Source organism: Microbispora oryzae, from assembly GCF_017896165.1.
Taxonomy (GTDB): Bacteria; Actinomycetota; Actinomycetes; order Streptosporangiales; family Streptosporangiaceae; genus Microbispora; species Microbispora oryzae.
Genome location: NZ_JAFCNB010000003.1, coordinates 269,767 through 293,727, shown reverse-complemented (window position 1 = coordinate 293,727; position 23,961 = coordinate 269,767). Strand labels below are relative to the sequence as shown.

At 72.5% G+C, this 23,961-nt stretch carries 20 protein-coding genes; 9 read left to right on the top strand and 11 right to left on the bottom strand.

Annotation, left to right across the window (positions count from 1 at the left end):
- Window positions 1-14: 14 nt before the first annotated feature.
- The 7 genes from JOL79_RS07885 to JOL79_RS07855 all read right to left on the bottom strand — a co-directional run bounded on the left by JOL79_RS07885 (window position 15) and on the right by JOL79_RS07855 (window position 9,644).
- The gene (locus JOL79_RS07885; protein WP_210155011.1) at window positions 15-1,730 is read right to left on the bottom strand and encodes a sensor histidine kinase; all 1,716 of its coding nucleotides are present in this window, start codon (window positions 1,728-1,730) and stop codon (window positions 15-17) included.
- A gap of 161 nt (window positions 1,731-1,891) precedes the next feature.
- Entirely contained in the window at window positions 1,892-2,521 is a 630-nt protein-coding gene (locus tag JOL79_RS07880; RefSeq protein ID WP_230984405.1) for a hypothetical protein, read from the bottom strand.
- A gap of 219 nt (window positions 2,522-2,740) precedes the next feature.
- Window positions 2,741-3,733 carry an Acg family FMN-binding oxidoreductase gene (locus JOL79_RS07875; protein WP_210155010.1) on the bottom strand — a complete coding sequence of 331 codons (993 nt, stop codon included), beginning with the start codon at window positions 3,731-3,733 and terminating at the stop codon, window positions 2,741-2,743.
- Window positions 3,734-3,855: 122 nt separating this feature from the next.
- A complete protein-coding gene (locus JOL79_RS07870) occupies window positions 3,856-4,440 on the bottom strand; it encodes an FxsA family protein (protein WP_307848391.1) in 585 nt (194 codons plus the stop codon).
- Between the two features lie 66 nt (window positions 4,441-4,506).
- Window positions 4,507-5,250: a polyprenol monophosphomannose synthase gene (locus tag JOL79_RS07865; protein WP_210155009.1), complete on the bottom strand. Its 744-nt coding sequence runs from the start codon at window positions 5,248-5,250 to the stop codon at window positions 4,507-4,509.
- Window positions 5,250-6,806 carry an apolipoprotein N-acyltransferase gene (gene lnt, locus JOL79_RS07860; RefSeq protein WP_307848390.1) on the bottom strand — a complete coding sequence of 519 codons (1,557 nt, stop codon included), beginning with the start codon at window positions 6,804-6,806 and terminating at the stop codon, window positions 5,250-5,252. The genes JOL79_RS07865 and lnt overlap by 1 nt, the downstream gene beginning before the upstream one ends.
- Before the next feature lie 537 nt (window positions 6,807-7,343).
- Window positions 7,344-9,644, bottom strand: a complete 2,301-nt coding sequence (locus tag JOL79_RS07855) for a HelD family protein (RefSeq protein ID WP_210155008.1) — start codon at window positions 9,642-9,644, stop codon at window positions 7,344-7,346.
- Between the two features lie 204 nt (window positions 9,645-9,848).
- On the opposite strand from JOL79_RS07855, the gene JOL79_RS07850 reads away from it, so the two are divergent.
- From JOL79_RS07850 to JOL79_RS07825, 6 genes are all read left to right on the top strand, one after another.
- Entirely contained in the window at window positions 9,849-11,117 is a 1,269-nt protein-coding gene (locus JOL79_RS07850) for an ROK family transcriptional regulator (protein WP_210155007.1), read from the top strand.
- Window positions 11,114-12,439: an extracellular solute-binding protein gene (locus JOL79_RS07845; protein WP_307848388.1), complete on the top strand. Its 1,326-nt coding sequence runs from the start codon at window positions 11,114-11,116 to the stop codon at window positions 12,437-12,439. Before JOL79_RS07850 ends, JOL79_RS07845 begins: the two co-directional genes overlap by 4 nt.
- A 3-nt stretch (window positions 12,440-12,442) precedes the next feature.
- Complete coding sequence (locus JOL79_RS07840) at window positions 12,443-13,411, top strand: carbohydrate ABC transporter permease (protein WP_210155006.1); 969 nt, start codon at window positions 12,443-12,445, stop codon at window positions 13,409-13,411.
- The gene (locus JOL79_RS07835) at window positions 13,408-14,292 is read left to right on the top strand and encodes a carbohydrate ABC transporter permease (protein ID WP_210155005.1); all 885 of its coding nucleotides are present in this window, start codon (window positions 13,408-13,410) and stop codon (window positions 14,290-14,292) included. Before JOL79_RS07840 ends, JOL79_RS07835 begins: the two co-directional genes overlap by 4 nt.
- A gap of 88 nt (window positions 14,293-14,380) precedes the next feature.
- The gene (locus tag JOL79_RS07830) at window positions 14,381-15,643 is read left to right on the top strand and encodes a 6-phospho-beta-glucosidase (protein ID WP_210155004.1); all 1,263 of its coding nucleotides are present in this window, start codon (window positions 14,381-14,383) and stop codon (window positions 15,641-15,643) included.
- A complete protein-coding gene (locus JOL79_RS07825; protein WP_210155003.1) occupies window positions 15,640-16,698 on the top strand; it encodes an N-acetylglucosamine kinase in 1,059 nt (352 codons plus the stop codon). Before JOL79_RS07830 ends, JOL79_RS07825 begins: the two co-directional genes overlap by 4 nt.
- 12 nt (window positions 16,699-16,710) lie before the next feature.
- Here the strand turns inward: JOL79_RS07825 and JOL79_RS07820 are convergent, their stop codons facing one another.
- Window positions 16,711-17,655 carry a helix-turn-helix transcriptional regulator gene (locus JOL79_RS07820; RefSeq protein ID WP_210155002.1) on the bottom strand — a complete coding sequence of 315 codons (945 nt, stop codon included), beginning with the start codon at window positions 17,653-17,655 and terminating at the stop codon, window positions 16,711-16,713.
- 225 nt (window positions 17,656-17,880) lie between these two features.
- Between JOL79_RS07820 and JOL79_RS07815 the strand changes: the two genes are divergently transcribed.
- On the top strand, window positions 17,881-18,858 hold the full coding sequence (locus tag JOL79_RS07815) for an aldo/keto reductase (RefSeq protein ID WP_210155001.1): 978 nt from the start codon (window positions 17,881-17,883) through the stop codon (window positions 18,856-18,858).
- Window positions 18,859-18,894: 36 nt separating this feature from the next.
- Here the strand turns inward: JOL79_RS07815 and JOL79_RS07810 are convergent, their stop codons facing one another.
- A complete protein-coding gene (locus tag JOL79_RS07810; RefSeq protein WP_210155000.1) occupies window positions 18,895-19,368 on the bottom strand; it encodes an Lrp/AsnC family transcriptional regulator in 474 nt (157 codons plus the stop codon).
- Window positions 19,369-19,492: 124 nt separating this feature from the next.
- Window positions 19,493-20,569, bottom strand: coding sequence for a Gfo/Idh/MocA family protein (locus JOL79_RS35360; RefSeq protein ID WP_210154999.1), 1,077 nt, complete (start codon window positions 20,567-20,569; stop codon window positions 19,493-19,495).
- 220 nt (window positions 20,570-20,789) lie between these two features.
- Between JOL79_RS35360 and JOL79_RS07800 the strand changes: the two genes are divergently transcribed.
- Together JOL79_RS07800 and JOL79_RS07795 are read left to right on the top strand one after the other, a co-directional pair.
- Complete coding sequence (locus JOL79_RS07800; protein ID WP_210154998.1) at window positions 20,790-21,569, top strand: sugar phosphate isomerase/epimerase family protein; 780 nt, start codon at window positions 20,790-20,792, stop codon at window positions 21,567-21,569.
- Between the two features lie 42 nt (window positions 21,570-21,611).
- Window positions 21,612-22,634 (top strand): LacI family DNA-binding transcriptional regulator, encoded by a 1,023-nt coding sequence (locus JOL79_RS07795; protein ID WP_210154997.1) that lies wholly within the window; start codon window positions 21,612-21,614, stop codon window positions 22,632-22,634.
- A 61-nt stretch (window positions 22,635-22,695) separates the two neighbouring features.
- Here JOL79_RS07795 and JOL79_RS07790 read toward each other — a convergent pair whose 3' ends face one another.
- Window positions 22,696-23,862, bottom strand: coding sequence for an acyl-CoA dehydrogenase family protein (locus JOL79_RS07790; RefSeq protein ID WP_210154996.1), 1,167 nt, complete (start codon window positions 23,860-23,862; stop codon window positions 22,696-22,698).
- Window positions 23,863-23,961 lie beyond the last annotated feature (99 nt).

Sequence of the window (23,961 nt, the reverse complement as noted above, 5' to 3'; positions counted from 1 at the left end):
GAGATCGGGCGGGGTCAGGTGTCGAGCGGGACGCTCCATTCGAGGCGGGCGCCGCCGCCCTCTCCGGAGGTGATCCGGAAGTCCCCGCCCAGCCGTTCGGCTCGGTCGGCGAGATTGCGCAGGCCGCTGCGGCGGCCCTTGGCGGGCACTCCCACGCCGTCGTCCTGGACGATGAGGGTCAGCCGCCGGTCCGCGGTCCGCACGGTGACGTCGGCACGGGACGCCTTCGCGTGGCGGACGACGTTCGACAGCGCCTCCCGCAGGACGGCCAGCAGATGCTCGGCCGGTTCCGCCGGCACGTCGGTGTCGAGGCGTCCCTCCAGGGTCAGGCCGGGCATGAAGCCGAGGTGACCGCGGGCGCCCTCGACCAGGTCGACGATCTGGGCGCGCAGACTCCGGACGGCCTCCTCGCGTGGTGTCTGGAGGGCGAAGATGGTCGAGCGGATCTGCCGGATGGTGGTGTCCAGCTCGTCGATCGCCGTCTGCACGCGCGCGGAGGCCTCCGGGTGGTCCACCAGCCGGACCGCGCTCATCAGCGTCATCGCCACCGCGAAGAGCCGCTGGATGACCACGTCGTGCAGGTCCTTGGCGATGCGGTCGCGGTCTTCGAGCAGCCCGAGCTTCTCGGCGTCCCTGCGGGCTTCGGCGAGCTCAAGGGCCACCGCCGCCTGCCCCGCGAAGGCGTGCAGCATCCGGAGCTCCGGGGTGCTGAACGGCAGGCGCCCCGCCCGTTTCGCGAGCAGGAGCACACCTCGTACGGCGCCCGCCGCGCCGAGCGGCACCGCGGCCACCGGGCCGAGCGCGCCACGCCGCGTGAAGGCCCGCACGGCGTCGGTCACGGCGGCGTCGTCGACCATGAGCGGCTCGCCCCGCAAGAACGCCCGGCCGGTCAGCGTCTCGGCGACCGCGACGTCCCGCAGCGCCGGGCCCGGTGCGCCGTCGTCCCAGATCGAGCCGTCCTCGAGCACGGGATGCAGGACCTTCGCGTCCGCCCCGGGCAGCAGGACGGCCGTGAGATCGGTGTCGGACATCTCCCGCGCGCGGCGCGCGATGAGCGTGAGCACCTCATGCGGCTCGGCGCCGGAGAGCAGCCGGGTGGTGATCTCCGAGGACGCCTGCAGCCAGGTCTCGCGGCGCCGGGTGTCCTCGTACAGCCGGGCGTTCTCGATGGCGACGCCTGCCGCGGTGGCGAGGGCGACGACGATCGCCTCGTCGTCCTCGTCGAACTCTCCGCCCCCGCGCTTCTCGGTGAGGTAGAGGTTGCCGAAGACGGAGTCCCTGACCCGGATGGGGACGCCGAGGAAGCTGCCCATCGCCGGGTGGCCGGGCGGGAACCCGTACGACTCCGGGTGATCGGAGATGTGGGACATCCGCAGCGTCTGCGGCTCCTTGATGAGCAGGCCGAGCAGGCCGAGGCCGTGGGGCCAGTGCTCGATGCGGGCGATCTCCTCCTCGGACAGCCCGACGGGGATGAACTCCACGAGCGTGTTCTCCTCCCCGATCACCCCCAGGGCGCCGTAGGTGGCGTCGACCAGGGTGGTCGCCGTCTCCACGATGCGACGGAGGACGGTCTCCAGGTCGAGGTCGCTGCCGACCGAGACGACGGCCTCCAGGAGCGCGTGGACGCGGTCACGGGTGGCGAGAACCGCCTCAAGCCGTGTCTGCAGCTCCGCCAGCAGTTCGTCCAGCCGCATGTGCGGCACGAGCGGCCGGGCCTCGTTGTCCGTCATAGCCCGAAGTTTTCCACCCCCGGCACGCGACTGCCCACCCCCCGGGGAAGGTAGGCGTCCGGGGCCGGCGCTCCGGTCACCTCAGGCCCTCTCACCCGAGGCCCGCTCATCTGGGCCCCGTCACATGGCCCCGTCACTTGAGCACGATCACTTGAGCACGATCACTTGAGCACGGGGAAGCGCCGCACCAGGGCGGTCCGGGTCCACTGGACGCCGAGCCCGAGGGTCCGTCCGGCGCCCGCCAGGGCGAGGCCGATCACGACGATCGCGTAGACGATGTGCTCGTCCAGGAAGGGGTTGGTGGTGAGGGGAAGCTCGGCGGCCCACATGAGGACCAGCAGGAGCGTCGCTGAGACCGCGGCGATCCGCATGCCCACGCCGAGGACGAGGGCGACGCCGATGCCGAGCAGCCCGCCCATGAAGAGCCAGTCGACCCACGCCTGACCGGCGAGGGCGCCGAACACCCCGCCGAACGTCCGGTCCGCGGTGCCCTTGAGGAAGCCGGTGGTCGGGCTGCCGCCGTTCACCCACGCGCCCTTGGCTGGGGTGGCGAAGCCCCAGCCGAAGAGCTTGTCGAGGAACGCCCAGAGGAACACCCAGCCGACGGCGATCCTCGCGACGGCCCAGACGTACGCGGCCGGGCCCGATCCGCTCCGATGGGGAGCGGTCGCGGCTTCCGCGGCCGCGGCGCCGTCGGCCACGTGGCGCCCGGCCGGGATACCGGCGGGGATGGAGGCCGCGTGACCGGAAGCGATGTGGTTGCGCCCGTGGTGCCCTTCGGTGATGGCCATGACCGGCCCCTCTCGACTCGTCCGCTGTTCGCGTCCCAAGCAAACCGCGGGGAGATCTTCTCCAGCAGAGCCGTAGGGCTCGCCTCTTCACCGCCGAAGTCCCGCCGGCGCGGGACTTTCGGCCCTCCGCGCCAACGTCGCCGTGGAGGGCACGGGCCGAGCCCGGGACACGATCGGCCCGAGCCTGGGCGATCGTGTCTCGAGTGGATGCGCCGGCGCTCAGTCCGTCATCTCGGCGGAGGGGCGGCGGACGCTGCGGCTCTCGTCGAGGACGAAGCCGAGCCTCATGACCATCTGCGGGAACCGGCCGGAGCTGAGGTTCCTCCTGATGAACTCCCTCAGCTCGGGCATCTCCAGCGCCTGGGTGTGGAAGGCGGCGCTCAGGCCGTAGGCGGAGCCGTGCAGGAGGACCCGCTGCAGCGCCTCTCCGGCGGCCACCCAGTCCCGCCGGCCGTCTCCGGCGGTCGTGAGCAGCGCGACCAGGCCGGTGGCGGAGGTGATCCGCTGGTCGGTCTCGATCCCCCAGGGGTGACCACGCGCGTAGTCACGCTGGGCGAAGTGCTGCGGACTGGTACGGGCCGGACCGCTCGGATAGGCCCCTGCGGGCACCCCGTCGCGGCGGGCGCTCCCCGGTGGCCGGGCCCACCGCAGGAGCTCCAGGCTGTAGACCCGGTCCTGCGACTGGATTTCCTGGGCGGCGGACGTGAGGTCGGCGAGCACCCGCACGGCGTGCTTCGAGACCACAGGTAGCAGGCAGGCGCCCTCGGCGGTCGCCGCGTCGACGAGCGCGGCCACCAGACGGTCGGGCACGGCCAGTCCGGTGAACCCGGCCCGGTGGGTGCGCCTGCGCTCGATCTCGGCGTGCAGCAGTGTGGCGTGCTCCTCGACCGGTGTGGACAGCCCGGGTGGACGGACCCGGACCGTCGCCACCAGAAGCGGCCGTTCCGGGTCGGGAAGGACACGCACCTCCGGCACCCAGCCCAGCGCGCGCAGCGTGACGCGCACGTTGAACAGCGCGGCACCGCAGCTGATGAGCATCTGTCGCCCGTCCGGGTCGCCGATCCGCATCTTCCGGTCGGGATCGGCCCGGAGGCAGATCTCGTCGCCGGAGACGGCGAACGACCAGGGCTGCGTGTTGTGGATGGACGGCGCCCATACCGCCGCCTCCACCGCCGCGTGAGCGGCACTGGCGATCGTGTCAGCGTTGTTCATGGTGTTCCCTCCGCCCGGGAGGTTGCCCACTCCTCCTCCCCTTACCCTGCCCCGCACAGCGGGCACGGGTCAGCGGTGAAGGTCCCGGCGAAAGGGGACTTTCGGCAGTGAACAGACGAGGATCAACCGTCGCGGCGGCGCGGGCCGGAGACGTCATCGTGCGGAGCGTCGGTGTCGATGACCTCGCCGTGCACCACCCGCCCCGGGCGCGAGCCGCCACCGGCGTAACCGGCCCCCGGAGCGCCGGCGGAACCGCCGCCCGCCGCGGACCCCGCCGTGAACTCCGTCGTGAAGAGAGGGCCGTACGGCGAGCTCTGCGCGAGGGCTCGGACCCGGCGGCCGAAGAACCACGACGCCGCCCGGCGGGCGATCGGCCGGGTGAACGGAAGGATCATGAAGAATCCGGCCACGTCGCTCAGGAAGCCGGGCGTCAGGAGCAGGGCGCCGCCCGCCACGATCAACGCGCCGTCGGCGAGCTCACGGTCCGGCATGCGCCCGGACTGGACGGCGGTCCGCAGCGCGGCCCAGGCCCTGCGGCCCTCCCTGCGCACGAGCCAGGCTCCGAGCAGGCTGTCCGCGATCAGCAGGGCAACGGTCTGCCAGCCGCCGATGACCGTGCCGACCCGGATCAGGAACCAGATCTCCAGCACGGGGACGACCAGGAAAGCGAGGAAAAGCCCGATCCGCAGCATCATTGCCTCATTCACACGGCAGTCGTACTACGGGCTCAACGTCCTCACCGGCGGCCTGGTTCCTCCCGGTCGCCTCCGGCGCTATCGCCGTGGGCGAAACCGCTCCTGCCAGCCGGTCACGCCCCACATGGTCACCCGCCAGAGCGCCTCGAGGATGACCTTGCGGCTCATCTTGCTGTTGCCCACGGTGCGCTCGACGAACGTGATGGGCACCTCGGCGGCGCGCAGGCCCTGCCTGACGGTCCGGAGGGTGAGGTCGATCTGGAAGCAGTAGCCCTGGGAGTCGACGTCGTTCAGCCCGATCTTCTCCAGGGTGGACGCCCGGTAGGCGCGGAAGCCGGCGGTGGCGTCGCGGACCGGCAGGCCCAGCATGATCCCCACGTAGGTGTTCGCCCCGCGCGACAGCAACTCACGGGAGACGGGCCAGTTGACGACTTTGCCCCCCGGCACGTAGCGGGAGCCGATCGCGAGGTCGGCGCCGTCGGCCACCGCGTCGAGCAGTTTGTGCAGCTCCTCGGGCTGGTGGGAGCCGTCGGCGTCCATCTCCACGAGCACGTCGTAGCCCTCGTCGAGACCCCAGCGGAACCCGGCGATGTAGGCGGCGCCCAGGCCCTGCTTCCCCGGCCGGTGCAGCACGTGGACGTGGTCGTCGGCCGCGGCGAGCTCGTCGGCGATGTCGCCCGTGCCGTCGGGGCTGTTGTCGTCGGCGACCAGCAGATGCGCGTCCGGCAGCGCGGCGCGCAGCCGGCCCGCGATCATCGGCAGGTTCTCCCGCTCGTTGTACGTGGGAACGATCACGAGCACCCGCCCGGGAGTACGCTCCATCAGCTCTTCCTCCGCCTCGAGATCGCCGCCACCGTGGCTCCGGCTCCCATCAGTATCAAAGTCCACTCCGGTAGTGCACCTACCCTGCTGGCCAGCGTGTTCTTTGTCCTCACGGGAACATCCACGACGTTCATCCCCGGCACGAGCTCGGCCGTCCGCCACTCCACGGTTCCCTCGGGATCGACGTACGCCGAGATCCCGGTGGTGGCGGCGGTGATCACCGCCCGGTTGAACTCCACCGCCCGCAGCTGCGACATGGCGAGCTGCTGCGGCGGGAGATTGGTCAACGCGTATGTCGCGTCGTTCGTCTGCACGACCAGGGGCGTGCCGCCCGCGTCCACGGTGTCACGGACGAGGCCGTCGAAGGCGACCTCGTAGCACTCGACCATCCCGACCGTGACCGGGCCCATGCGAAGGGCGCCCGGACGGTCCCCGGGGACGGACTGCCTGCCCACCAGGTTGGCCCGGGCGGAAAGCTTCAGGAAAAGATCTTTGAATGGGGTGTACTCGCCGAAGGGCACGAGCTTGCGCTTGTCGTAGTAGGCGCCGGGACCGGTGACCGGGTCCCACACGATGCCACGGGTGGCCCGGTGCTCGGTCCCGATCTCCGCCACCGCCCCGACGAGGATCGGCACGCCGATGTCCTTGGCGGCCGCGTCGATGACCGAGCGGGCGTAGTCGCTGCGGTAGGGATCGATGTCGGTCGAGTTCTCCGGCCACACGACGATGTCCGGTTTGGGCAGTGTGCCCTGTCGCACGGCCTGCGCCATCCGGTGCGTCTCGTCCGCGTGGTTGCGCAGCACGACGGCCGGCTCGTTCCCGAGGAAGTCCATCCCCCGTCCCGGCACGTTGCCCTGGATGACGCCGATCCTCACTGTCCTGCCCTCGTCGCCGAGCAGGGGCACCAACGACCCCAACACCGGTACGGCTATCGCGCCGAGGAGCGTTCCGGCAATGACCCGGTCCGGCCGGCGTGCCGCCACGACCCTCGTGACCAGCGACGCGACCAGCGCGCCGCAGAGGACGACCGTGAAACTTACAAGCGGCGCACCTCCGAGTGAAGCGAACCGGGTGAAGGGCGACTCGCCCTGGCTGAAGGCCAGCCGGGCCCAGGGGAAGCCGCCGACGGGGAAGAGGCCCCGGGCCCACTCCTGCGCCACCCACAGGGTGGCGACCCAGAGGGGCCACAGCCGCAGCCGGAGGACCAACGCGGCACCGGCGGCCATGGCGGCCCAGAAGAGGCTCTCGACGCCGGCCAGGGCCGCCCACGCGTCGTCTCCGATGGGCCGGACCCACGCCAGGGTGGGAAGGAGGAACGCGGCGCCCCCGAGGTAGCCGAGCCAGGCCGCGCGGCGCACCCGGACCCCGCGCAGGGCCAGCACGGACAGCCCCACGCCGAGCGGGGCGCAGAACCACCACCCGATGGGCGGGAACGCCAGGTATGTCAGCAGGCCGCCGGCGATCGACCCGCCGGCCCGGAGGAGGACGCCCAGCGGCGACGACCGGTGCGCCATCGGGGCGGGCGCGGCCACCTGATCTGTGATCTTCACTGCCACCGGGTGGTTCTCTCCTCATCTGTCGTGCCGCGAGGGCCGCCACACGCGGACGTCCGTCTCGTGTGCTCGACGGATGAGGCCCGACCGGCACGTCCGGACCTCGTCACTCTACGGCCGGTGGGAGTCGCTCGGGCGAGCGGATGCGCGCCTGTGGACAACCGCTCCGGCGCCGTCACATGGCGCGGCGAGCGCCCCGGCGAGCGACGGACAGACGAAGGCGGCGAACCCGCCCCGCTGGGAGAGGAGGGCCCGGATGTCCCTTCGGACCGGTTTCCGTCCCGCCGGCGGCGGGCGCGGAGCTCCGTTGTCTACTGGGCATCCGGGCCCCTCCCGGGTCCAACCCCCCGGCCGGCTGGGGTGCCCCGACAGGGCGGAACGCAGATCTGCGCCTGGATGGGCGGACGGAACGACGCGGGGAACGCCGCTCCGCCACGGACGCAGAGACCGCCGGACGCCACACGACGGCCAACCGGACAGTCCCGTGCTGGACCGCAGAGCAAACTACCGACCTCAGCTCAGATGTCAACCGCCTCCCGATCAGCGGGAACGACGGGTCTCCGCAGGCGGGGAAGGGCCGTCGGCGTCGGGCCCGTCCGGGCCGCCGCGTGTCTCGAGATCGCCGAGAACGGCGGGCAGCGGACCGGTGTGGACGACGCCGAGCCGCCCGGTCGCCCTGGTGAGCGCCACGTAGAGGTCGCTCGGGCCGCGGGACGACTCGGCCAGGATCCGGCCGGGGTTCACCACGATCACCGAGTCGAACTCGAGTCCCTTGGCGTCGGCGACGGAGAGTACGGCGACGGGCGCGTCGAGGGTGGCCGGTCCCGGCCCGGCCGCCGCGCCGGGCACCGCCCCGGCGACCGCCTTCCCGACCTCGGGCAGCTCCGAGGCGGGGACGATGACCACCAGCCGCCCGCCTTCGACGATCTCCTCCCGCACGACGGTCCCGACCTGGCCGAGGTCGCCGGCCCGCAGCGCCCACGGCCGCTCCCCCGTCTCCCGGACGGACTCGGGGGCCTTCAGGTCGGGGCCGACCAGTTCCAGGACGCGGGCGGCCACCCCCATCAGCTCCGCAGGCGTGCGGTAGTTGACGGTCAGCCGCTCCTCCCGCCATCGGCCCCCGACGTACGGGTCGAGGACGTGACCCCAGCTCGCGGCGCCCGCCGCCGACCCGGTCTGCGCGATGTCCCCGACGAGCGTCATCGAACGGCTCGGGCAGCGCCGCATGACCATCCGCCAGGCCATCTCGGACAGCTCCTGCGCCTCGTCGACGATCACGTGCCCGAACGCCCAGGTGCGGTCGCGGGCGGCGCGCTCCGCGGTGGTCAGGTACACCTCGTCGGCCTGCTGCCGCTCGGCGAACCGCTCGGCGTCCATGACGTCCGCCAGGCCGGTCAGTTCGAGCACCTCCCGGGCGTAGGCGATCCGCTCCTCCCGTTCCTGCTCGGCGCGGCGGGCCGCCCGCAGCACTCCCTCGTCGATGTCGCCGAGCAGTTCGGCGGCCTCGTCGAGCAGGGGCACGTCGGCCACGCTCCACCAGTCCTCCCCGGGCGCGGGCGGCACCCGGAGCAGCGTCCTGCTGTCACGGGCGGACAGCCCCGCGCGGGACATGCGCTCCGCCGAGGTGAACAGCCCGATCAGCAGTTGCTGCGGCGTCAGGTACGGCCAGAGCCGGTTGAGCGCCAGCCGGACCGGCTCCTCGGTGCGCAGGTCCTCGCGCAGTTCGGCGAAGTCGGCCTCGTCGAGCATGCCGCGGCCGAGGTGGCGGGCGGCCTGCCGGGTCAGCGCCGTGAGCAGGTGGCGGACGAACACCGCCCTGGCCTGGTTGTGCGGGCGGCGCGACCGCACGGCCTTGGTCTGGGCGGACTCCAGTGTCCGCCGGTCGAGGGTGAGGGTGAAGCGGTCGAGCCGGATCTCGACGGGCGTGCGCGGCACGCGCTGCCGCTCCCGCACGGCCGCCGCCACGACGTCGGCCATCCGGGCGGCGCCCTTCAGTGCCGCGGCCTCCGGCGTCTCGGTGCGGCGGCCGGTGACGCCCGGATAGAGGTCCCCGACGGACGACAGCAGCACGTCGGTCTCGCCCAGCGAGGGCAGCACCTGCTCGATGTAGCGCAGGAACGTCGGGTTGGGACCGAGGATCAGCACGCCGCGGCGTTCCAGCCGCTCACGGTAGGTGTAGAGGAGGTAGGCGGCGCGGTGCAGGGCGACCACGGTCTTCCCGGTGCCCGGCCCGCCCTGGACGACGAGGACCCCGCTCAGATCGCCGCGGATGATCCGGTCCTGCTCCGCCTGGATCGTGGCGACGATGTCGCGCATCCGTCCGGTCCGCTTCTCCGTGAGCGCGGCGAGCAGGGCGGCCTCGCCGTTCAGGGAGGCGCGGTCGGCGTCCGCGAGCCGGTCGAGGTCGAGCAGGTCGTCGTCGATCCCGGTCACGGTACGGCCCCGGGTGTAGAGGTGGCGGCGCCGCGTGACCCCCATGGGCGCGGCGGGCGTGGCCCGGTAGAACGGCTGCGCGACCGGGGCGCGCCAGTCGATCAGCAGCCGCTGCTGCTCGTCGTCGGACAGGCCGATCCGGCCGATGTACAGCCGCGAGTCGTCGGCGTGGTCGAGCCGGCCGAAGCAGAGCCCCGCCTCCACCGCCCACAGCCGGGACAGCCGCTGGGCGTACATGCCGGCGAAGGAGTCCCGCTCGGACCGGTTCTGGTGGGTGCCGGAGGCACCCTGGGCCAGCACGTCGTCGAGCCGCGCCCGGGTGCGCTCGCGCAGCACGTCGAGGCGGCCGTACAGGTCGGCCACGTATTCCTGCTCGCGGGCCAGTTCGCCCGCCGAAGACTTCGACATAGGCCGCCAGATTCTACGTGGTCGCGGGCCCGGGCCCGAGCCGCTCCCGCCCGCGAGAGTCGTGCCGGCCACCCCGCAACGGCTTGGCGGTGACCCGATCACAGGTCGGTTTCGAGCCAGTCCGGGCCCTTGACGCGCACGATGGGCAGTTCGTACCTTCCTCGAAATTAGGAAAGTTTCCTAACTTTGTAACGGAGGTCCGTGGTGAGCCGCCCGACACCCGGCACGCCGAGCCTGCTGCGGGCGATCAACGACCGCGCCGCGCTCACCGCGCTGCTCGAACGCGGCCCCCTCACCCGGCCGGAGCTGGGCGCGCTGACGGGCCTGTCGAAGCCCACCGCATCACAGCTGCTCGCCCGCCTCCAGGACGCGGGGCTGGTCGTCCTGGACGGCATCCGCGAGGGACTGCCCGGCCGCACCGCGGAGCTCTACCGGATCAACCCCCGTGCGGCGCACGTCGCGGGTCTGGACGTGACCCCGGCGCGGATCGCCGTCCAGGTGGCCGACATCACGGGCGCGGTCGTCGCCGAGCACCGCCTCGCCACTCCCGGACGGTCGGGCGGCGACGTCGTCGAGCGGGTCCGCGCCGCCCTCGCGGGCGCCTGCGCGGGCGCCGGGATCGCCCCGGACGGGCTCAACCGGGTGGTGATCGGGATCGGCGGCGCCGTCGACCCGTCGACCGGACGGCTCGGCTACGCGGCCCACATCCCCGGATGGCACATCCCCGGCCTGGTCGGCACCCTCCGCGACGGCATCGGCGTGCCCGTCGACGTCGAGAACGACGTGAACCTGGTGGCCCAGGCCGAGCGGTCCCACGGGACGGCGCGCGGGCACCGGGACTTCGTGCTGCTGTGGGCCGACGAGGGACTCGGCTCGGCCCTCGTGCTTGGCGGCCGCCTGCACCGCGGCGCGACCGGCGGTGCGGGCGAGGTCGGGTACATGCCCGTCGTCGGCGCGCCCACCGCCCGCGACGTCGGCAAGCGCGCCAGACACGGCTTCCAGGCGCTCTCCGGCGGCCCCGCGGTGCTCGCCACACTCCGCCGTCACGGCGTCCGGGCGTCCACGCCTCCGGCGGCCGTGCGGAACGCCGTCGCCGCCGCCGCCCGCGGCGGACCGGCCGGCAGACGGGCCCACGACGGCCTCACCGAGGTCGCCCGCGGGCTCGCGCTCGGCCTGGCGCCGATCACCGCCGTGGTCGATCCCGAGATCGTCGTGCTGTCCGGCGGCGTGGCTCTCGCCGGCGGGGAGCTCCTGCGGGACCTCGCCGAGCAGGAGCTGCACGCGCTGACGATTCCCCGGCCGCGGCTGCGGCTGTCCACCGTCGAGGGCAACCCCGTTCTGGCGGGCGCCCTCGACCTCGCCCTCGGCACGGCCCGCGACGACGTGTTCGGCGCGGTCAACCGCACGCCCGGGGACGCACCTCAGACCTCCCCTCCTGTCCCACCCCCCGCACCAAGGAGGCACTCCCCGTGAAACGACTGCCGGCGCTGTCGGCCGCCGTGGGCCTGGCCCTGCTCACCGCCTGTACGGCGGGCACAGAGAACAGCGCGCCGAGCGTCCCGGCCGGCTCGGCCAACCACGATCCGGTCACCATCGAGTTCTGGCACGGCTTCAGCGCCGACAACGAGCTGAAGGCGTTCGACGACACCCTCGCCGGGTTCAAGCAGAAATATCCGTGGATCACGGTGAAGGCCACCAAGGCCGTCCAGGACGACCAGATCCTGCAGGCCGTCCGCGGCGGGAACCCGCCGGACGTCGCGCTGTCCTTCACCACCGACAGCGTCGCCGAGTTCTGCAAGGCGGGGATCTTCCAGGACCTGAACCCGTACCTGGCGGCGAGCAAGATCGACCCGGCGACCCTGTTCCCGCCCGTGATCGCCGAGTACACCCAATACCAGGGCAAGCGGTGCGTGATGCCCATGCTCGCCGACGCGTACGGCCTCTACTACAACAAGAAGCTCATGAAGGGCAGCCAGCCGCCGAAGACGCTGAGCGAGCTGGCCGGCCTCGCCAAGAAGCTGACGGTCAAGGACGACAAGGGCGACATCGAGGTCGCCGGGTTCGTGCCGACCAGCCAGATGTACGAGAACGCGCCCATCCACACCGGCGTCATGGTGGGCGCCAAGTGGACCAACCCCGACGGCACCTCGGCCATCGGCTCCGACCCGCAGTGGAAGAAGCTGATGACCTGGCAGAAGGAGCTCGCCGACTGGTACGGCTACGACAAGCTGGAGAAGTTCCGCAAGAGCTTCGGCGACGAGTGGTCGGCCGACAACCCCTTCAACAAGGGCAAGGTCGCCATGGCGATCGACGGCGAGTGGCGCAACGCCATGCTCGCGTCCGACGCCCCCGGCGTCGACTACGGCACGGCGCCGCTGCCGGTCGCCGACGACCAGCAGGACCGGTACGGCGCGGGCTTCATCACCGGCACCGTCATCGGCATCCCGCGCGGCGCCCGCCACCAGGAGGCCGCCTGGGACCTGGTCGAATACCTCACCACGGACACCGACGCGCTGGTGAAGCTGTCGAACGCGATCAGGAACGTGCCGAGCACCCTGCCCGCGCTGCGGTCGCCGGACCTGGACAAGGACCCGAACTTCCAGACGTTCCTCGACATCTTCGCCAACCCGAACAGCTCGACGCTGCCGGCGAACGTCAACTCGGTGTTCAACCAGCAGACGATGCAGGAGGCGCAGATCCAGTGGGAGTCGGGACGCGCGACCGACCTGGACGCCCTGCTCGCCGACGTCGACAAGAAGATAAACGACAAGCTGAAGCTGACGGCGGGCGGCTGACGCATGGCGGCGACGGCGCTCGGGCGCCGCGGGCCGGCGGTGCCGTCCTCCTCCAGAGGAGGCCGGCGCCGCGCGAACCTCCGCGCCCTGCTCTACCTGTCCCCCTGGCTGGCCGGGTTCGCGATCTTCTTCGTCTACCCGCTGCTGTCCACGGTGTACTTCTCCTTCCAGCGGTACGACATGTTCACGCTGGAGCCGGTGGGGCTGCTGAACTACCGGTACCTCCTGCACGACGACGCCGCCTGGACGGCCCTGCGTAACACCCTGTGGCTGGTGGTCGTCATGGTGCCGCTGCGGGTGCTGTTCGGCCTCGGCGTCGCGCAGCTGATCACCAAGGTCAAGGCCGGGGCGGGCGTCCTGCGCACGATCTTCTACCTGCCGTCCCTGGTGCCGCTGGTGGCGGGCACGCTGGGGTTCGTCTACCTGCTCAACCCCGGCACGGGCCCCGTGCAGGCCGTGCTGGACGCGGTGGGCCTCCCCTCGCCCGACTGGTTCGGCGATCCCGCCTGGTCGAAGTGGGGCCTGACGATACTCGGGCTCTGGTCCGTGGGCGACCTCATGGTCATCTTCCTCGCCGCCCTGCTCGACGTGCCCAGGCAGCTCTACGAGGCCGCCGCGATCGACGGCGCGAACGCGTGGCACCAGTTCACCCGCATCACACTGCCCATCATCCGGCCGGTGCTGATGTTCGCCACCGTCACCGGCGTGATCCAGACCCTGCAGTACTTCACCCAGGCCATGGTCGCCGCCAGGGTCGCCTCCGGGGCCACCGACTCGGCCGGCTCGGTCTTCGTGCCCGGCTACCCCGACCAGTCCACCCTCACGTTCCCCGAGTGGCTCTTCCACCAGGGGTTCCGCGACTACGCGATGGGCTACGCCTGCGTGCTGGCGCTCGTGCTGTTCGCGATCTCGATGGTGTTCACGCTCATCCTGCTGCGTCAGTTCCGCGGCTTCGCCGAGGAGGAGGCATGACGACGACTCTCGCGTCCCGGCCGGTCGCCGCCGGGCCGGCGGCCCCGGCCCGGGGCACCCGCGGCAGGACCGCGCTGCTGTGGATCGCCCGGCACGCGATCGCCGTCGCGCTGTCCGTCATGTTCCTCGGCCCGCTGGGGTTCATCGTGCTCACCGCGCTGATGAGCGACCAGCAGGCGCTGACCTCCGAGCTGTGGCCGCGGAGCTGGAACTGGGGCAACTTCGCCGAGATCTTCGAGACCGCGCCCCTGCTCACCTGGATCCGCAACACGCTGCTCTACTCGGTGCTCGCCACCGCGTTCATGCTGGTGTCGTCGATCCCCGTGGCGTACGCGCTGGCGAAGTTCCGCTTCCGCGGCAGGAAACTGGCGTTCCTGCTGGTCATCACCACGATGATGCTGCCGCCGCAGGTGGTGGCGGTGCCCGTCTACCTGATCTGGGCCCGCTTCCACCTGACCGGCACGCTCTGGCCGCTGATCCTGCCGATGCTGCTCGGCGACGCGTTCTCGATCTTCCTGCTCCGTCAGTTCCTCGTCACGATCCCCCGGGAGTATTCGGACGCCGCGCGGGTCGACGGGTGCGGGGAGTTCCGGACCCTGGTGCGGGTGATCCTGCCCATGGCCCGCCCCGCGATCGCGGCCGTGGCCCTCTTCCAGTTCTTCTACTGCTGGAACGACTACTACGGGCCTCTGCTGTACGCGGGGACCGACCTGGACAACTGGACCCTGTCGATCGGCCTGGCCGCGTTCCGGTCGGTGCACCGCGTGCAGTGGAACCTCACCATGGCGGCCACCGTGCTCGCCACGGCCCCCGTGATCGTCGTGTTCTTCTTCGCCCAGAAGGTCTTCATCGAGGGCGTGAAGCTCACCGGGGTCAAGTAGGGCCCTCACCCACCACCTTTGCGAAGGGAGGACGGCGCACCGCCCGGGACCCGGTCCCCACGGCCCCGGCCGGTGCGCCGCACACCACATGAAACTGGCCGTTGTCGGGGGCGGTTCCACGTACACGCCGGAGCTGATCGACGGCTTCGCGCGGCTGCGCGACGAGCTTCCCCTGTCCGAGATCGCGCTCGTCGATCCGGACGAGCGGCGCCTGTCGCTCGTCGGCGGAATGGCCGCCCGGATGCTGGCCCGGGCCGGTCATCCGGCCACGCTGACCACGACCACCTCCGTCGAGGAGGGCGTCGCGGGCGCGGGCGCCGTGCTCCTGCAGCTCCGCGTCGGCGGTCAGGCCGCGCGGAACGTCGACGAGACCCTGCCGCTGGAGTGCGGGTGCGTCGGCCAGGAGACCACCGGCGCGGGCGGCCTGGCCAAGGCCCTGCGGACCGTCCCCGTCGTGCTCGACATCGCCGAGAAGGCGCGCGCGCTCGCGCCGGGCGCGTGGATCGTCGACTTCACCAACCCGGTCGGCATCGTGACGAAGGCGCTGCTCGACGCCGGCCACCGGGCCATCGGGCTGTGCAACGTGGCGATCGGCTTCCAGCGCCGGTTCGCCGCGACGCTCGGCGTCTCCCCCGAGCGCGTACGGCTCGGCCACGTCGGGCTCAACCACCTCACCTGGGAGCGGGCCGTCTACCTGGACGGCGAGGACGTGCTGCCCGCCCTGCTGGCCGGGCACGCCGACGAGATCGCCGCCGACGTCGGCCTGCCCGCCTGGGTGCTGCGCAGGCTCGGCTCGGTGCCGTCCTACTACCTGCGGTACTTCTACGAGCACGACGCGGTGGTGGACGAGCAGCGGGCCGGGCCGTCCCGGGCCGCCGAGGTCGCCGCGATGGAGTCGGCCCTGCTCGACCTCTACGCCGACCCGTCCGTGGACACCAAACCCGCGCTCCTGGAGCAGCGGGGCGGCGCCTTCTACTCGGAGGCGGCCGTCGCGCTGATCGCCTCCCTCGTGGGCGACCGCGGCGACACGCAGGTGGTGAACACCCGCAACAACGGCACCCTGCCGTTCCTCGACGACGACGCGGTGATCGAGGTCCCGGCCGCCGTCGGGGCGGACGGAGCCGTCCCGCTTCCGGTCGGCCCGGTCGAACCGCTCTATCGCGGGCTGATCGCCCACGTGTCGGCGTACGAGAGCCTCGCCCTGGAGGCCGCCCTCCACGGCGGCGAGGAGCGGGTGCGGGACGCCCTGCTGGCCCACCCGCTGATCGGCCAGGCGGCGCCTGCCGACGGCCTCGCCGCGCGGCTGGTCGAGGCCAACCGCGACTTCCTGCCCTGGGCGGTGTCCCGGTGACCTCCGCCGGACGAACGGGCGCCCTCCGTACGGTCCTGGCGGTCGACGGGGGCAACAGCAAGACCGACGTGGCCCTGGTCCGGGAGGACGGCGTGGTCCTGGCCGCCGCGCGCGGCCCGGCGTTCAAACCGCAGAGCGCCGGGGTGGCGCGGGCCGTCGACGTGATCGGCGAGACCGTGCGGCAGGCGCTCGCCGGCCTCCCCACCGGGCTCTCCGCCGGGCTCTCCGGCGCAACCGGGGACGGGGCCCCGCCGTACGCCGACCACGTGGCGGCGTACGTGGCGGGGGCCGACCTGCCGATCGAGGAGGAGCGGCTCGCGGACGAACTGCTGGCCCGCGGCTACGGCCGCACGGTGGCGGTCGGCAACGACACCTTCGCCCTGCTGCGGGCGGGATCGCGCACCGGGTGGGGCGTCGCCGTCGTCTGCGGCGCCGGCATCAACGCGGTCGGCGTCTCCCCCACCGGCAGGGTCGCGCGCTTTCCCGCGCTGGGCCGGATCAGCGGCGACTGGGGCGGCGGCCACCACCTCGGCGAGGAGACGCTGTGGCACGCCGTGCGCGCCGAGGACGGCCGGGGGCCTGCCACGGCCCTGACGGAGGTCGTCCGGTCGTGCTTCGGCCGCCCGGCCGTGGCGGATGTCGTCGTGGGCCTGCACTTCGGCGAACTGGCGGCCGAGCGGCTGCACGCGCTCGTGCCGCCGCTGCTCGACGCCGCGGGAGACGGCGACCAGGTCGCCCTGTCGCTCGTCGAGCGGCAGGCCGAGGAGGTCGCCGTGCTCGGCGAGGTCGCCCTGCGGCGTCTCGGCCTGCTCGGCGAGCCCTGCGAGGTCGTCCTCGGCGGGGGTGTCCTCACCTCGGGTCATCCGCTGCTCATGTCGCTGGTCGAGGGACACTACGCCCGGCGGGCGCCGCTGGCCCGGCTCGTCGTCGCCGATGTGCCGCCGATCGTGGGCGCGGCGCTGCTCGGCCTCGACCGGCTCGGCGCCACCGCCGAGGCCGGCGACCTGGTACGGCGGCGCTTCGCCGGACCGGGATGTCCGTCCCCGCGTCCGTAGGCGACGCCGGCTCTATCCGGGCGGTGGTGTGGTCCGGCCTCGGGCCGGCTGGCGCGCCTGGTCGCGCGCGTCCGTTCCGGCGCTCCGGCCGGCGGGATCGGGGGCGTGCTGGGTGCCGAGCATGTCGAGCAGGACCATGGCGTCGTGGTCGGGGCTCGCGACGTCGGCGTAGTAGACGACGAGGCGCTGACCGGAGGTGCCTTCGAGTTCCATGGGCTGGTAGCCGAGGGTGAGGTCGCCGACCTGGGGGTGGCGGAAGTGCTTGGTGCCGGGGCGATGGGCGCGGACGTCGTAGCGCTCCCACATGTGGGCGAAGTCAGGACTCTTCATCAGGAGTTCGCCGACGAGCTGGGCGAGGTCGGGGGCATCGGGGTCCGTTCCGGCCAGGGCCCGCAGGCGTGCGACGCACCCGCGGATCTGGTTGTCCCAGTCGGTGAACAGATCGCGGGCGGCGGGGTGGAGGAAGTAGTAGCGGGCGAGGTTGCGCCGCTTGGCCGGCCAGCTCTCGATGCCCGCGTAAAGGCGCAGGCCGCCGGGGTTGGCGGCGAGCACGTCCAGGGTGCGGCTCAGGACGTAGGCGGGGCTCGGCCGCAGATTCTCCAGCAGCAGCGGGACGCCGGGCCCCACCGCGCGGCAGGGCGCGGCGGGGGGCTCGGGTGCTGATCTGACGGCCCGGGCGGCGAGCCGGCGCAGGTGTTCGTGTTCGTCCCCCTCCAGGCGCAGCGCGCGGGCGAGAGAGTCGATGACGGCCTGGCTCGGATGGGTCTCCTTGCCGCGTTCCAGGCGCGTGTAGTAGTCGATGCTGACCCCGGCGAGGGTGGCGAGCTCCTCCCGGCGCAGTCCGGGGGTGCGGCGGCGCCCCGGGCCGATGGGGAGGCCGGCCCGTTCGGGAGAGAGCTGGGTGCGGCGGGCGCGCAGAAACCCCGCCAGGTCGTTTCCGTGCTGGTCAGAGGTCACGTGGACAGTGTGGCAGTCCGGTGACGGTGCTCCGGCGGCCGTGGGGGGCCGTGTTACTGCCTGGCACGCCGCTCCCCTGCACCGTGCGGCCTGCAACGGGATGGTCCCGGGCCGCGAGAGTGGAGAAGCCGCGAGGCCCTCGACCCGGCGGCTTCCCGTTCACGGGCTGTGATCCGGCAGCCCTCCGATCCGGTACGGGGCAGAAAACAGGAGGCAGGAAACACTATGCGCACCACCACCTTGGGCACCCACGGACCGCAGGTCGGCGTCATCGGCCTGGGAGCCATGGGGATGAGCTTCGCCTACGACATGACCACCCCACGCGACGACGTCACCTCCGTCTCCGTCGTCCACCAGGCCCTCGATCTGGGCATGACCTTGATCGACACCGCCGACGTCTACGGGCCCTACACCAACGAGGAACTCCTCGGCCGCGCTCTGGCCGGTCGGCGCGACCGTGTGGTGCTCGCCACCAAGGTGGGCCTGGAGGCCGTCGATCCCACCGGCGGCCCCGGCGGTTCCCCGCTGGTAAGGACCAATGGACGGCCCGAGCATGTCCGTGCGTCCATCGACGCCAGCCTGCGCCGCCTGGGCACCGACCATGTCGACCTCTACCAGCTCCACCGCGTCGACCCCCAGGTCGCGATCGAGGAGACCTGGGGTGCCATGGCGGAGGCCGTCGCGGCCGGCAAGGCTCGCCACCTGGGGCTGTCCGAGGTGGACGTCGAGCAGATCCGGCGTGCCCATGCCGTGCATCCGGTCACCACCGTGCAGTCCGAGTTCTCGCTGTGGTCCCGCGAGGTCCAGGCCGAGGTCCTGCCCTACTGCGAGCGGCACGGCATCGGCTTCCTGCCGTACTCGCCTCTGGGCCGCGGCTTCCTCGTCGGCCGGTTCACGTCTTTCGACGAACTCCCGCGAAACGACATGCGGCGGCGCCTGCCGCGTTTCCAGCAGGACAACCTGCGGGCCAATCTCGGCATCGCGGCCGGGGTCCGCGAGGTCGCGGACCGGATCGGCGCCACTCCCGCTCAGGTCGCCCTCGCCTGGCTCGTCGCCCAGGGCCCGCACGTCGTCCCCATCCCCGGCACCAAGACCCCGGAATACCTCGCCGACAACGCGGGCGCCGCGAACATCCGGCTGTCCCCGGACGACCTCGCGGATCTCGACGCCATCCCGGCCCCCGTCGGCGCCCGGTACTACTGACCGTCCCGTCCCGGCGCCAACCGGCGACCGGACCGTTCAGCGGGCGGCGTCGCCGGCGTCCTCGTCGGTCCGGATCCGGGGCGGCCGGTAGTCGAACGGCGTGCTCAAAACCACCGTGGTCCGGGTGCTCACGTTCGCCGACGCGCGGATCTGCTGGAGCAGCTCCTCGAGGTCGAGCGGCGAGGCCACCCGGACCTTGAGGATGTAGCTCTCCTCACCTGCCACGCTGTGGCACGACTCGATGGCGTCGAGGTGGCTGAGCCGCTCCGGGGCGTCGTCGGGCGCGGCCGGATCGATCGGCTTGATCGAGACGAACGCGGTGAGGGGGAGGCCGATCTCGTCGTAGTCCACCAGAGCCGAGTAGCCGCGGACGACGCCCCGCCTCTCCAGCCTGCGCACCCGCTGGTGCACCGCGGACACGGACAGGCCCGTCTCCTTGGCGAGGTCGGTGAAGCTCATCCGGCCGTCTTTCGCCAGGAGCGTGACGATACGGCGATCGATCTCCTCCACCCCTGCAACGGTAGCGCCGCCGGGCCACCGCCCGATATCGGAACCGGTCACGGCATGATTCCATCCCTGCCGGGACGACTCCCGACGATCCAGACAGACCTCAACAGAGCCGGACGCCGTCGCGTCAGACCGCCCAGTCCATCGGCGCGGGAGGCGTGAAAGCCGAGGTCAGCTCCACCGGCTTGCCCGTCTCGTACGACTCCCGGGTGGCGCAGAGGATCTCCACCACGTGGGCGGCCTGCCGTCCGGTGGCCCGGTGCGGCCGGTCCTCCCGGATCGCGGCGGCGAGGTCGCGGACCGCCCGCCCCCACTCCACCCTCGGGTACGGCTCCCGCACGGGGGCGACCGGCCGCGGGGGTCCGCCGGGGGTCCACAGGTCCAGGGCCTGGTCGAAGTCGTGCCAGCTCTCCAGCAGGAGCGATCCGTCGTCTCCGTGGAACTCCAGCCCGCGCTGCCGCGTCCCCTCGTTGTTCACGTAGAAATCGCAGGTGAGGCGGAGCGTGACGGGGCCGTCGAACTCGACGTTCGCGACCACGTAGTCGGGCGTGGTGATCGTGAACGGCGTGCCGTCCTTCCGGACGCGGTCCGGCCGGACGACCGAGGCGAACGCCGTCACCCGGCGGGCCGGACCGAGCGCTGTGGTGACGATGGTGAGCGGGTAGACCCCCACGTCGAAGAGCGGGCCGACCTCGTAGAACCCCTCGGGCTCGGGGTGCCAGCTCTCGATCCTGCCCCAGTTGACCTCGGCGTAGACGAGGCGCACCCGGCCGATCCCGCCCTCCCTGAGCAGCTTCAGCGCGGTCTGCTGGGTCTCGCCGAGGAACGTCGCGGGCGCGCAGCCCAGCCGGACGCCCCGGCTCTCGGCGAGGGCCACGAGCCCGGCCGCCTCCTCGTGGGTGAGGGCGAGCGGCTTCTCGCTGTGGACGTGCTTGCCCGCCTCCAGGCAGCGCCTGATCACCTCGTAGTGGGCCCGGTGCACCGTCAGGTTCACCACGATGCCGACCTCGTCGTCGGCGACGACCTCGTCCAGGGAGCCGTACACCCGCGCGCCGTGCGGGTCCGCGAGCGTCCGGGCCCGCTCCGGCTGGACGTCGTACGCGCCCACCAGCCGCATCTCCGGATAGCCGGCCAGGTTCTCGGCGTACCGGGCGGCGATGTTGCCGCAGCCGACGATGGCCACACCGGTGCTGTCGGGACGCACGATCGCTCTCCTCCGGCTCGGGAAATCCGGGTGCCCGATTCACTATGGATTTCAGTGAAAATCGGCACTCGCGACCGGACGGTACGCCCGCAGCCCGCGGTGGTCAAGGCCAAAAATCCCGCCAAACCAGCAGTTCTGGTCGCCTTGACGGCCCGGACATCCCGACCTAGCGTCGACCGCGGAGCGTATTTCACTGAAATTTCAGCAGCAGGGACGGGACATGCGCATCGCCCATCACATGCTGACCTGGCTCAACTGGCACAGCGAGCGGGACCCGCTGGAGCTGGACCGCATGCTGGAGGAGATCCGGGAGACGGGCTACGAGGGTGTCGAGCTGATGGAGCTGCCGGTCCTGCCCCCGGCGGCCATCGTCAAGGCGCGGCTGGCGGCGCACGACCTGGTCCCGGCGGCCTTCGCCAGCCTGGTCCCCGCCCGGCCCGAGGACGAGGAGCGCTACCGCGCCGACATGGACTACGCGGCCGAGCTCGGCATCACCACGATCATGGTGTGCGGCGGCTGGCTCGGGGAGGCGGGCCGCCGGACGACCTTCGACGACGACTACGCCCGCCTGGCGGAGAGCCTGTCCGCGGCGATCGATCACGCCGCGCGCAACGGCCAGATCGTGGCCTACCACCCGCACACCGGGACCATCGTGGAGACCGAGGAGGAGATCGCGATGCTCCTGCGCCACCTGCCCGGCCTGCGGCTGTGCGTCGACACCGGGCACCTCCTCGCCGTACGGTCCGACCCGGCGCGGGTCGTGCGCACCTACCCGGGACGGGTGGTGCACGCGCACCTGAAGGACTGGAGCCGCCGTGACCGGTTCTTCGCCGAGATCGGGCAGGGGGATTCCGGGCTGGACCTGACCACCTTCATCGGCGACCTGGAGCGCGACGGTTACGACGGCTGGCTCGTCGTCGAACGCGATCATCCGCGGGTCCCGCCGAAGGAGTCGGCCGCGCTCAGCTACGGTCACCTGAGGCGGATCGGCGTGCGCTGAGATCCTCCGGCCACCGGTAGGTTGGCTGCCGAGGAGGGGCTGATGGGGCGAGTGACGGGACGGTCCACTCTCAAGGAGGTGGCCGAGCGGGCAGGCGTGTCCATCGGCACGGCCTCGGCCGTCTTCGCCGGAAAGCCCTGGGTTTCCTCCGCGACCGGTTCGGTGGTGCGCCGGGCCGCCGAGGAGCTCGGTTACCGGCCGCGGCCGCGCCGGGGAGCCGAGCCGACCGGCATGATCGGCTTCGTCGCCCGGGCGAGCGAGCAGTTCTCCCCCGACGACCCCTACTACGCCCCGGTGCTGTTCGGCGCCCAGCAGGCCTGCGCCGAGCTGGGCCTGTCGCTGACGTACGAGGCGATCCCCCTGGGCGGCCGGCTCCCCTTGTGCGTCGAACGCGGCCAGGCGGACGGCCTGCTCATGCTCAGTCTGGGCAGCGACCGCGACTATCTGGCCAGGATCCTCGGCGCCGGCGTCAGCTGCGTCCTGCTGGAGCACGCCGTCGGCGACCTGCCGGTCGACCATGTCCGCCACGACGACGAGACGGGCGGCTATCTGGCCACCCGCCACCTGCTCGATCTCGGTCACACCGACCCGCCGCCCGCGATCATCACGGCGGGCGACCACATCGTGCCCGCCGCGCGCCGGCTGGCCGGTTACCGCAGGGCGCTGGCGGAGGCCGGGCTGCGGGCCGACCCGGCGTACCTGCGCCGCAGCGAGTTCAGCGTGCGGACGGGCCACGAGCAGACCACCGCCCTGCTGGACCTGCCCGTGCCCCCGACCGCCGTCTTCTGCGCCAACGACCTGTCGGCGATCGGCGCCCTCGACGCCCTGCGCGAGCGAGGGCTACGTGTCCCCGGCGACGTCAGCGTGGTCGGCTACGACGACATCGCCACGGCCGCCCACACGTCGCCACCCCTCACCACCGTCGCGTCCGACAAGGAGCTCCTGGGCGCGCAGGCCGTGTGGCACCTGGTGGAACGCATGCGCCGGCCCGGCATGACGAGCCGGGACACGCGCCTCGCGGTCCACCTGGCCGAACGCGCCTCGACCGCCCCGCCCCGCCGCTGACCCGGCGCCCGCCGGCCGCCACCACCGTCCGGCGTACGCGGCGCATACGCGGCGTACGCGGTCAGCCGGCGATCGCGCGGCCGATCACCACCCGCTGGATCTGGTTGGTGCCCTCGACGATCTGCAGCACCTTCGCCTCCCGCATGTACCGCTCGGCCGGGAAGTCCTCGACGTACCCGTACCCGCCGAGCACCTGCACCGCGTCGGTCGTGACCTTCATGCACACGTCGGTCGCGAACAGCTTGGCCATCGCGGCCCGGGTGCCGTACGGCCGGCCGGCGTCGCGCAGCCGCGCGGCGTCCAGGTACAGGGCACGCGCCGCCGCGATCGAGGTGGCCATGTCGGCCAGCATGAAGGCGAGCCCCTGGAAGTCGACGATCCGGGAGCCGAACTGCCGCCGCTGCCTGGCGTAGTCGGACGCGACGTCGAAGGCGGCCTGGGCCACCCCGACGGCGCAGGCGGCGATGCCGAGCCTGCCGCCGTCGAGGGCCGCCAGGGCGATCCGCAGGCCCTCCCCCTCGGCCCCGACGCGGGCGTCCTCCGGCAGCCGCACGGCGTCGAACCGGACCTGCGCCGTCGGCGAGGAGCGCATGCCCATCTTCCGTTCCGGCGGCCCGAACGACAGCCCCTCCAGGCCCGCGGGAACGTGGAAGCAGGAGACGCCGTGGGTGCGGTCCGGGGAGGTGCGGGCCAGGAGCGTGTAGAAGTCGGCGACGCCGGCGTGGGTGGTCCACGCCTTGACGCCGTCGACCACATAGCCGTCCCCGCCTGTCACCGGCCCGGTCACCGGCTGCGCGGCCGCCCGGGTGGTCATGGACGCCGCGTCGGAGCCCGACTGCGGCTCGGACAGGCAGTACGCGCCCAGCCGCTCGCCGCCGATCATGCCGGGCAGCCGCCCGGCGCGCTGCGCCGCCGTGCCGTACGACGCCAGGGGGAAGCACGAGAGCGTGTGGACCGAGACGCCCAGGCCGACCGCCAGCCACGCCGCCGCGAGTTCCTCCACCACCTGGAGGTAGACCTCGTACGGCTGGGCCGCCCCGCCGTGCTCCTCGGGATAGGGCAGGCCCAGCAGCCCGGAGGAGCCGAGCAGGTGGAACAGGTCGCGGGGGAACCGGCCGGCGGACTCGTCGGCCGCGGCCCGGGGCGCGACCTCCTTCACGGCCAGCTCGCGGGTCAGATCCAGCAGGTCGCGTGCCTCTGATGTGGGCAGAACGCGGTCGACGCTCATCGCAGGTGCTCTCCTACCCTGTGGGGTGGTACGGCTGTCGGGACGCGGGGCGGCCGGGATCGCCGGCCGCCGTGACATTGTTCCCGAACTTCGCCGATC

Excerpts from the sequence above, each read along its gene's own strand:
- JOL79_RS07880 (WP_230984405.1), bottom strand. The coding sequence starts at position 2,521 with ATGGCCATCACCGAAGGGCACCACGGGCGCAACCACATCGCTTCCGGT.
- JOL79_RS07840 (WP_210155006.1), top strand. The coding sequence starts at position 12,443 with ATGGCGGCGACGGCGCTCGGGCGCCGCGGGCCGGCGGTGCCGTCCTCC.
- JOL79_RS07815 (WP_210155001.1), top strand. The coding sequence starts at position 17,881 with ATGCGCACCACCACCTTGGGCACCCACGGACCGCAGGTCGGCGTCATC.
- JOL79_RS07865 (WP_210155009.1), bottom strand. The coding sequence starts at position 5,250 with ATGGAGCGTACTCCCGGGCGGGTGCTCGTGATCGTTCCCACGTACAAC.
- JOL79_RS07795 (WP_210154997.1), top strand. The coding sequence starts at position 21,612 with ATGGGGCGAGTGACGGGACGGTCCACTCTCAAGGAGGTGGCCGAGCGG.
- JOL79_RS07830 (WP_210155004.1), top strand. The coding sequence starts at position 14,381 with ATGAAACTGGCCGTTGTCGGGGGCGGTTCCACGTACACGCCGGAGCTG.
- JOL79_RS07875 (WP_210155010.1), bottom strand. The coding sequence starts at position 3,733 with ATGAACAACGCTGACACGATCGCCAGTGCCGCTCACGCGGCGGTGGAG.
- JOL79_RS07885 (WP_210155011.1), bottom strand. The coding sequence starts at position 1,730 with ATGACGGACAACGAGGCCCGGCCGCTCGTGCCGCACATGCGGCTGGAC.
- JOL79_RS07855 (WP_210155008.1), bottom strand. The coding sequence starts at position 9,644 with ATGTCGAAGTCTTCGGCGGGCGAACTGGCCCGCGAGCAGGAATACGTG.
- JOL79_RS07800 (WP_210154998.1), top strand. The coding sequence starts at position 20,790 with ATGCGCATCGCCCATCACATGCTGACCTGGCTCAACTGGCACAGCGAG.
- JOL79_RS07835 (WP_210155005.1), top strand. The coding sequence starts at position 13,408 with ATGACGACGACTCTCGCGTCCCGGCCGGTCGCCGCCGGGCCGGCGGCC.
- JOL79_RS07790 (WP_210154996.1), bottom strand. The coding sequence starts at position 23,862 with ATGAGCGTCGACCGCGTTCTGCCCACATCAGAGGCACGCGACCTGCTG.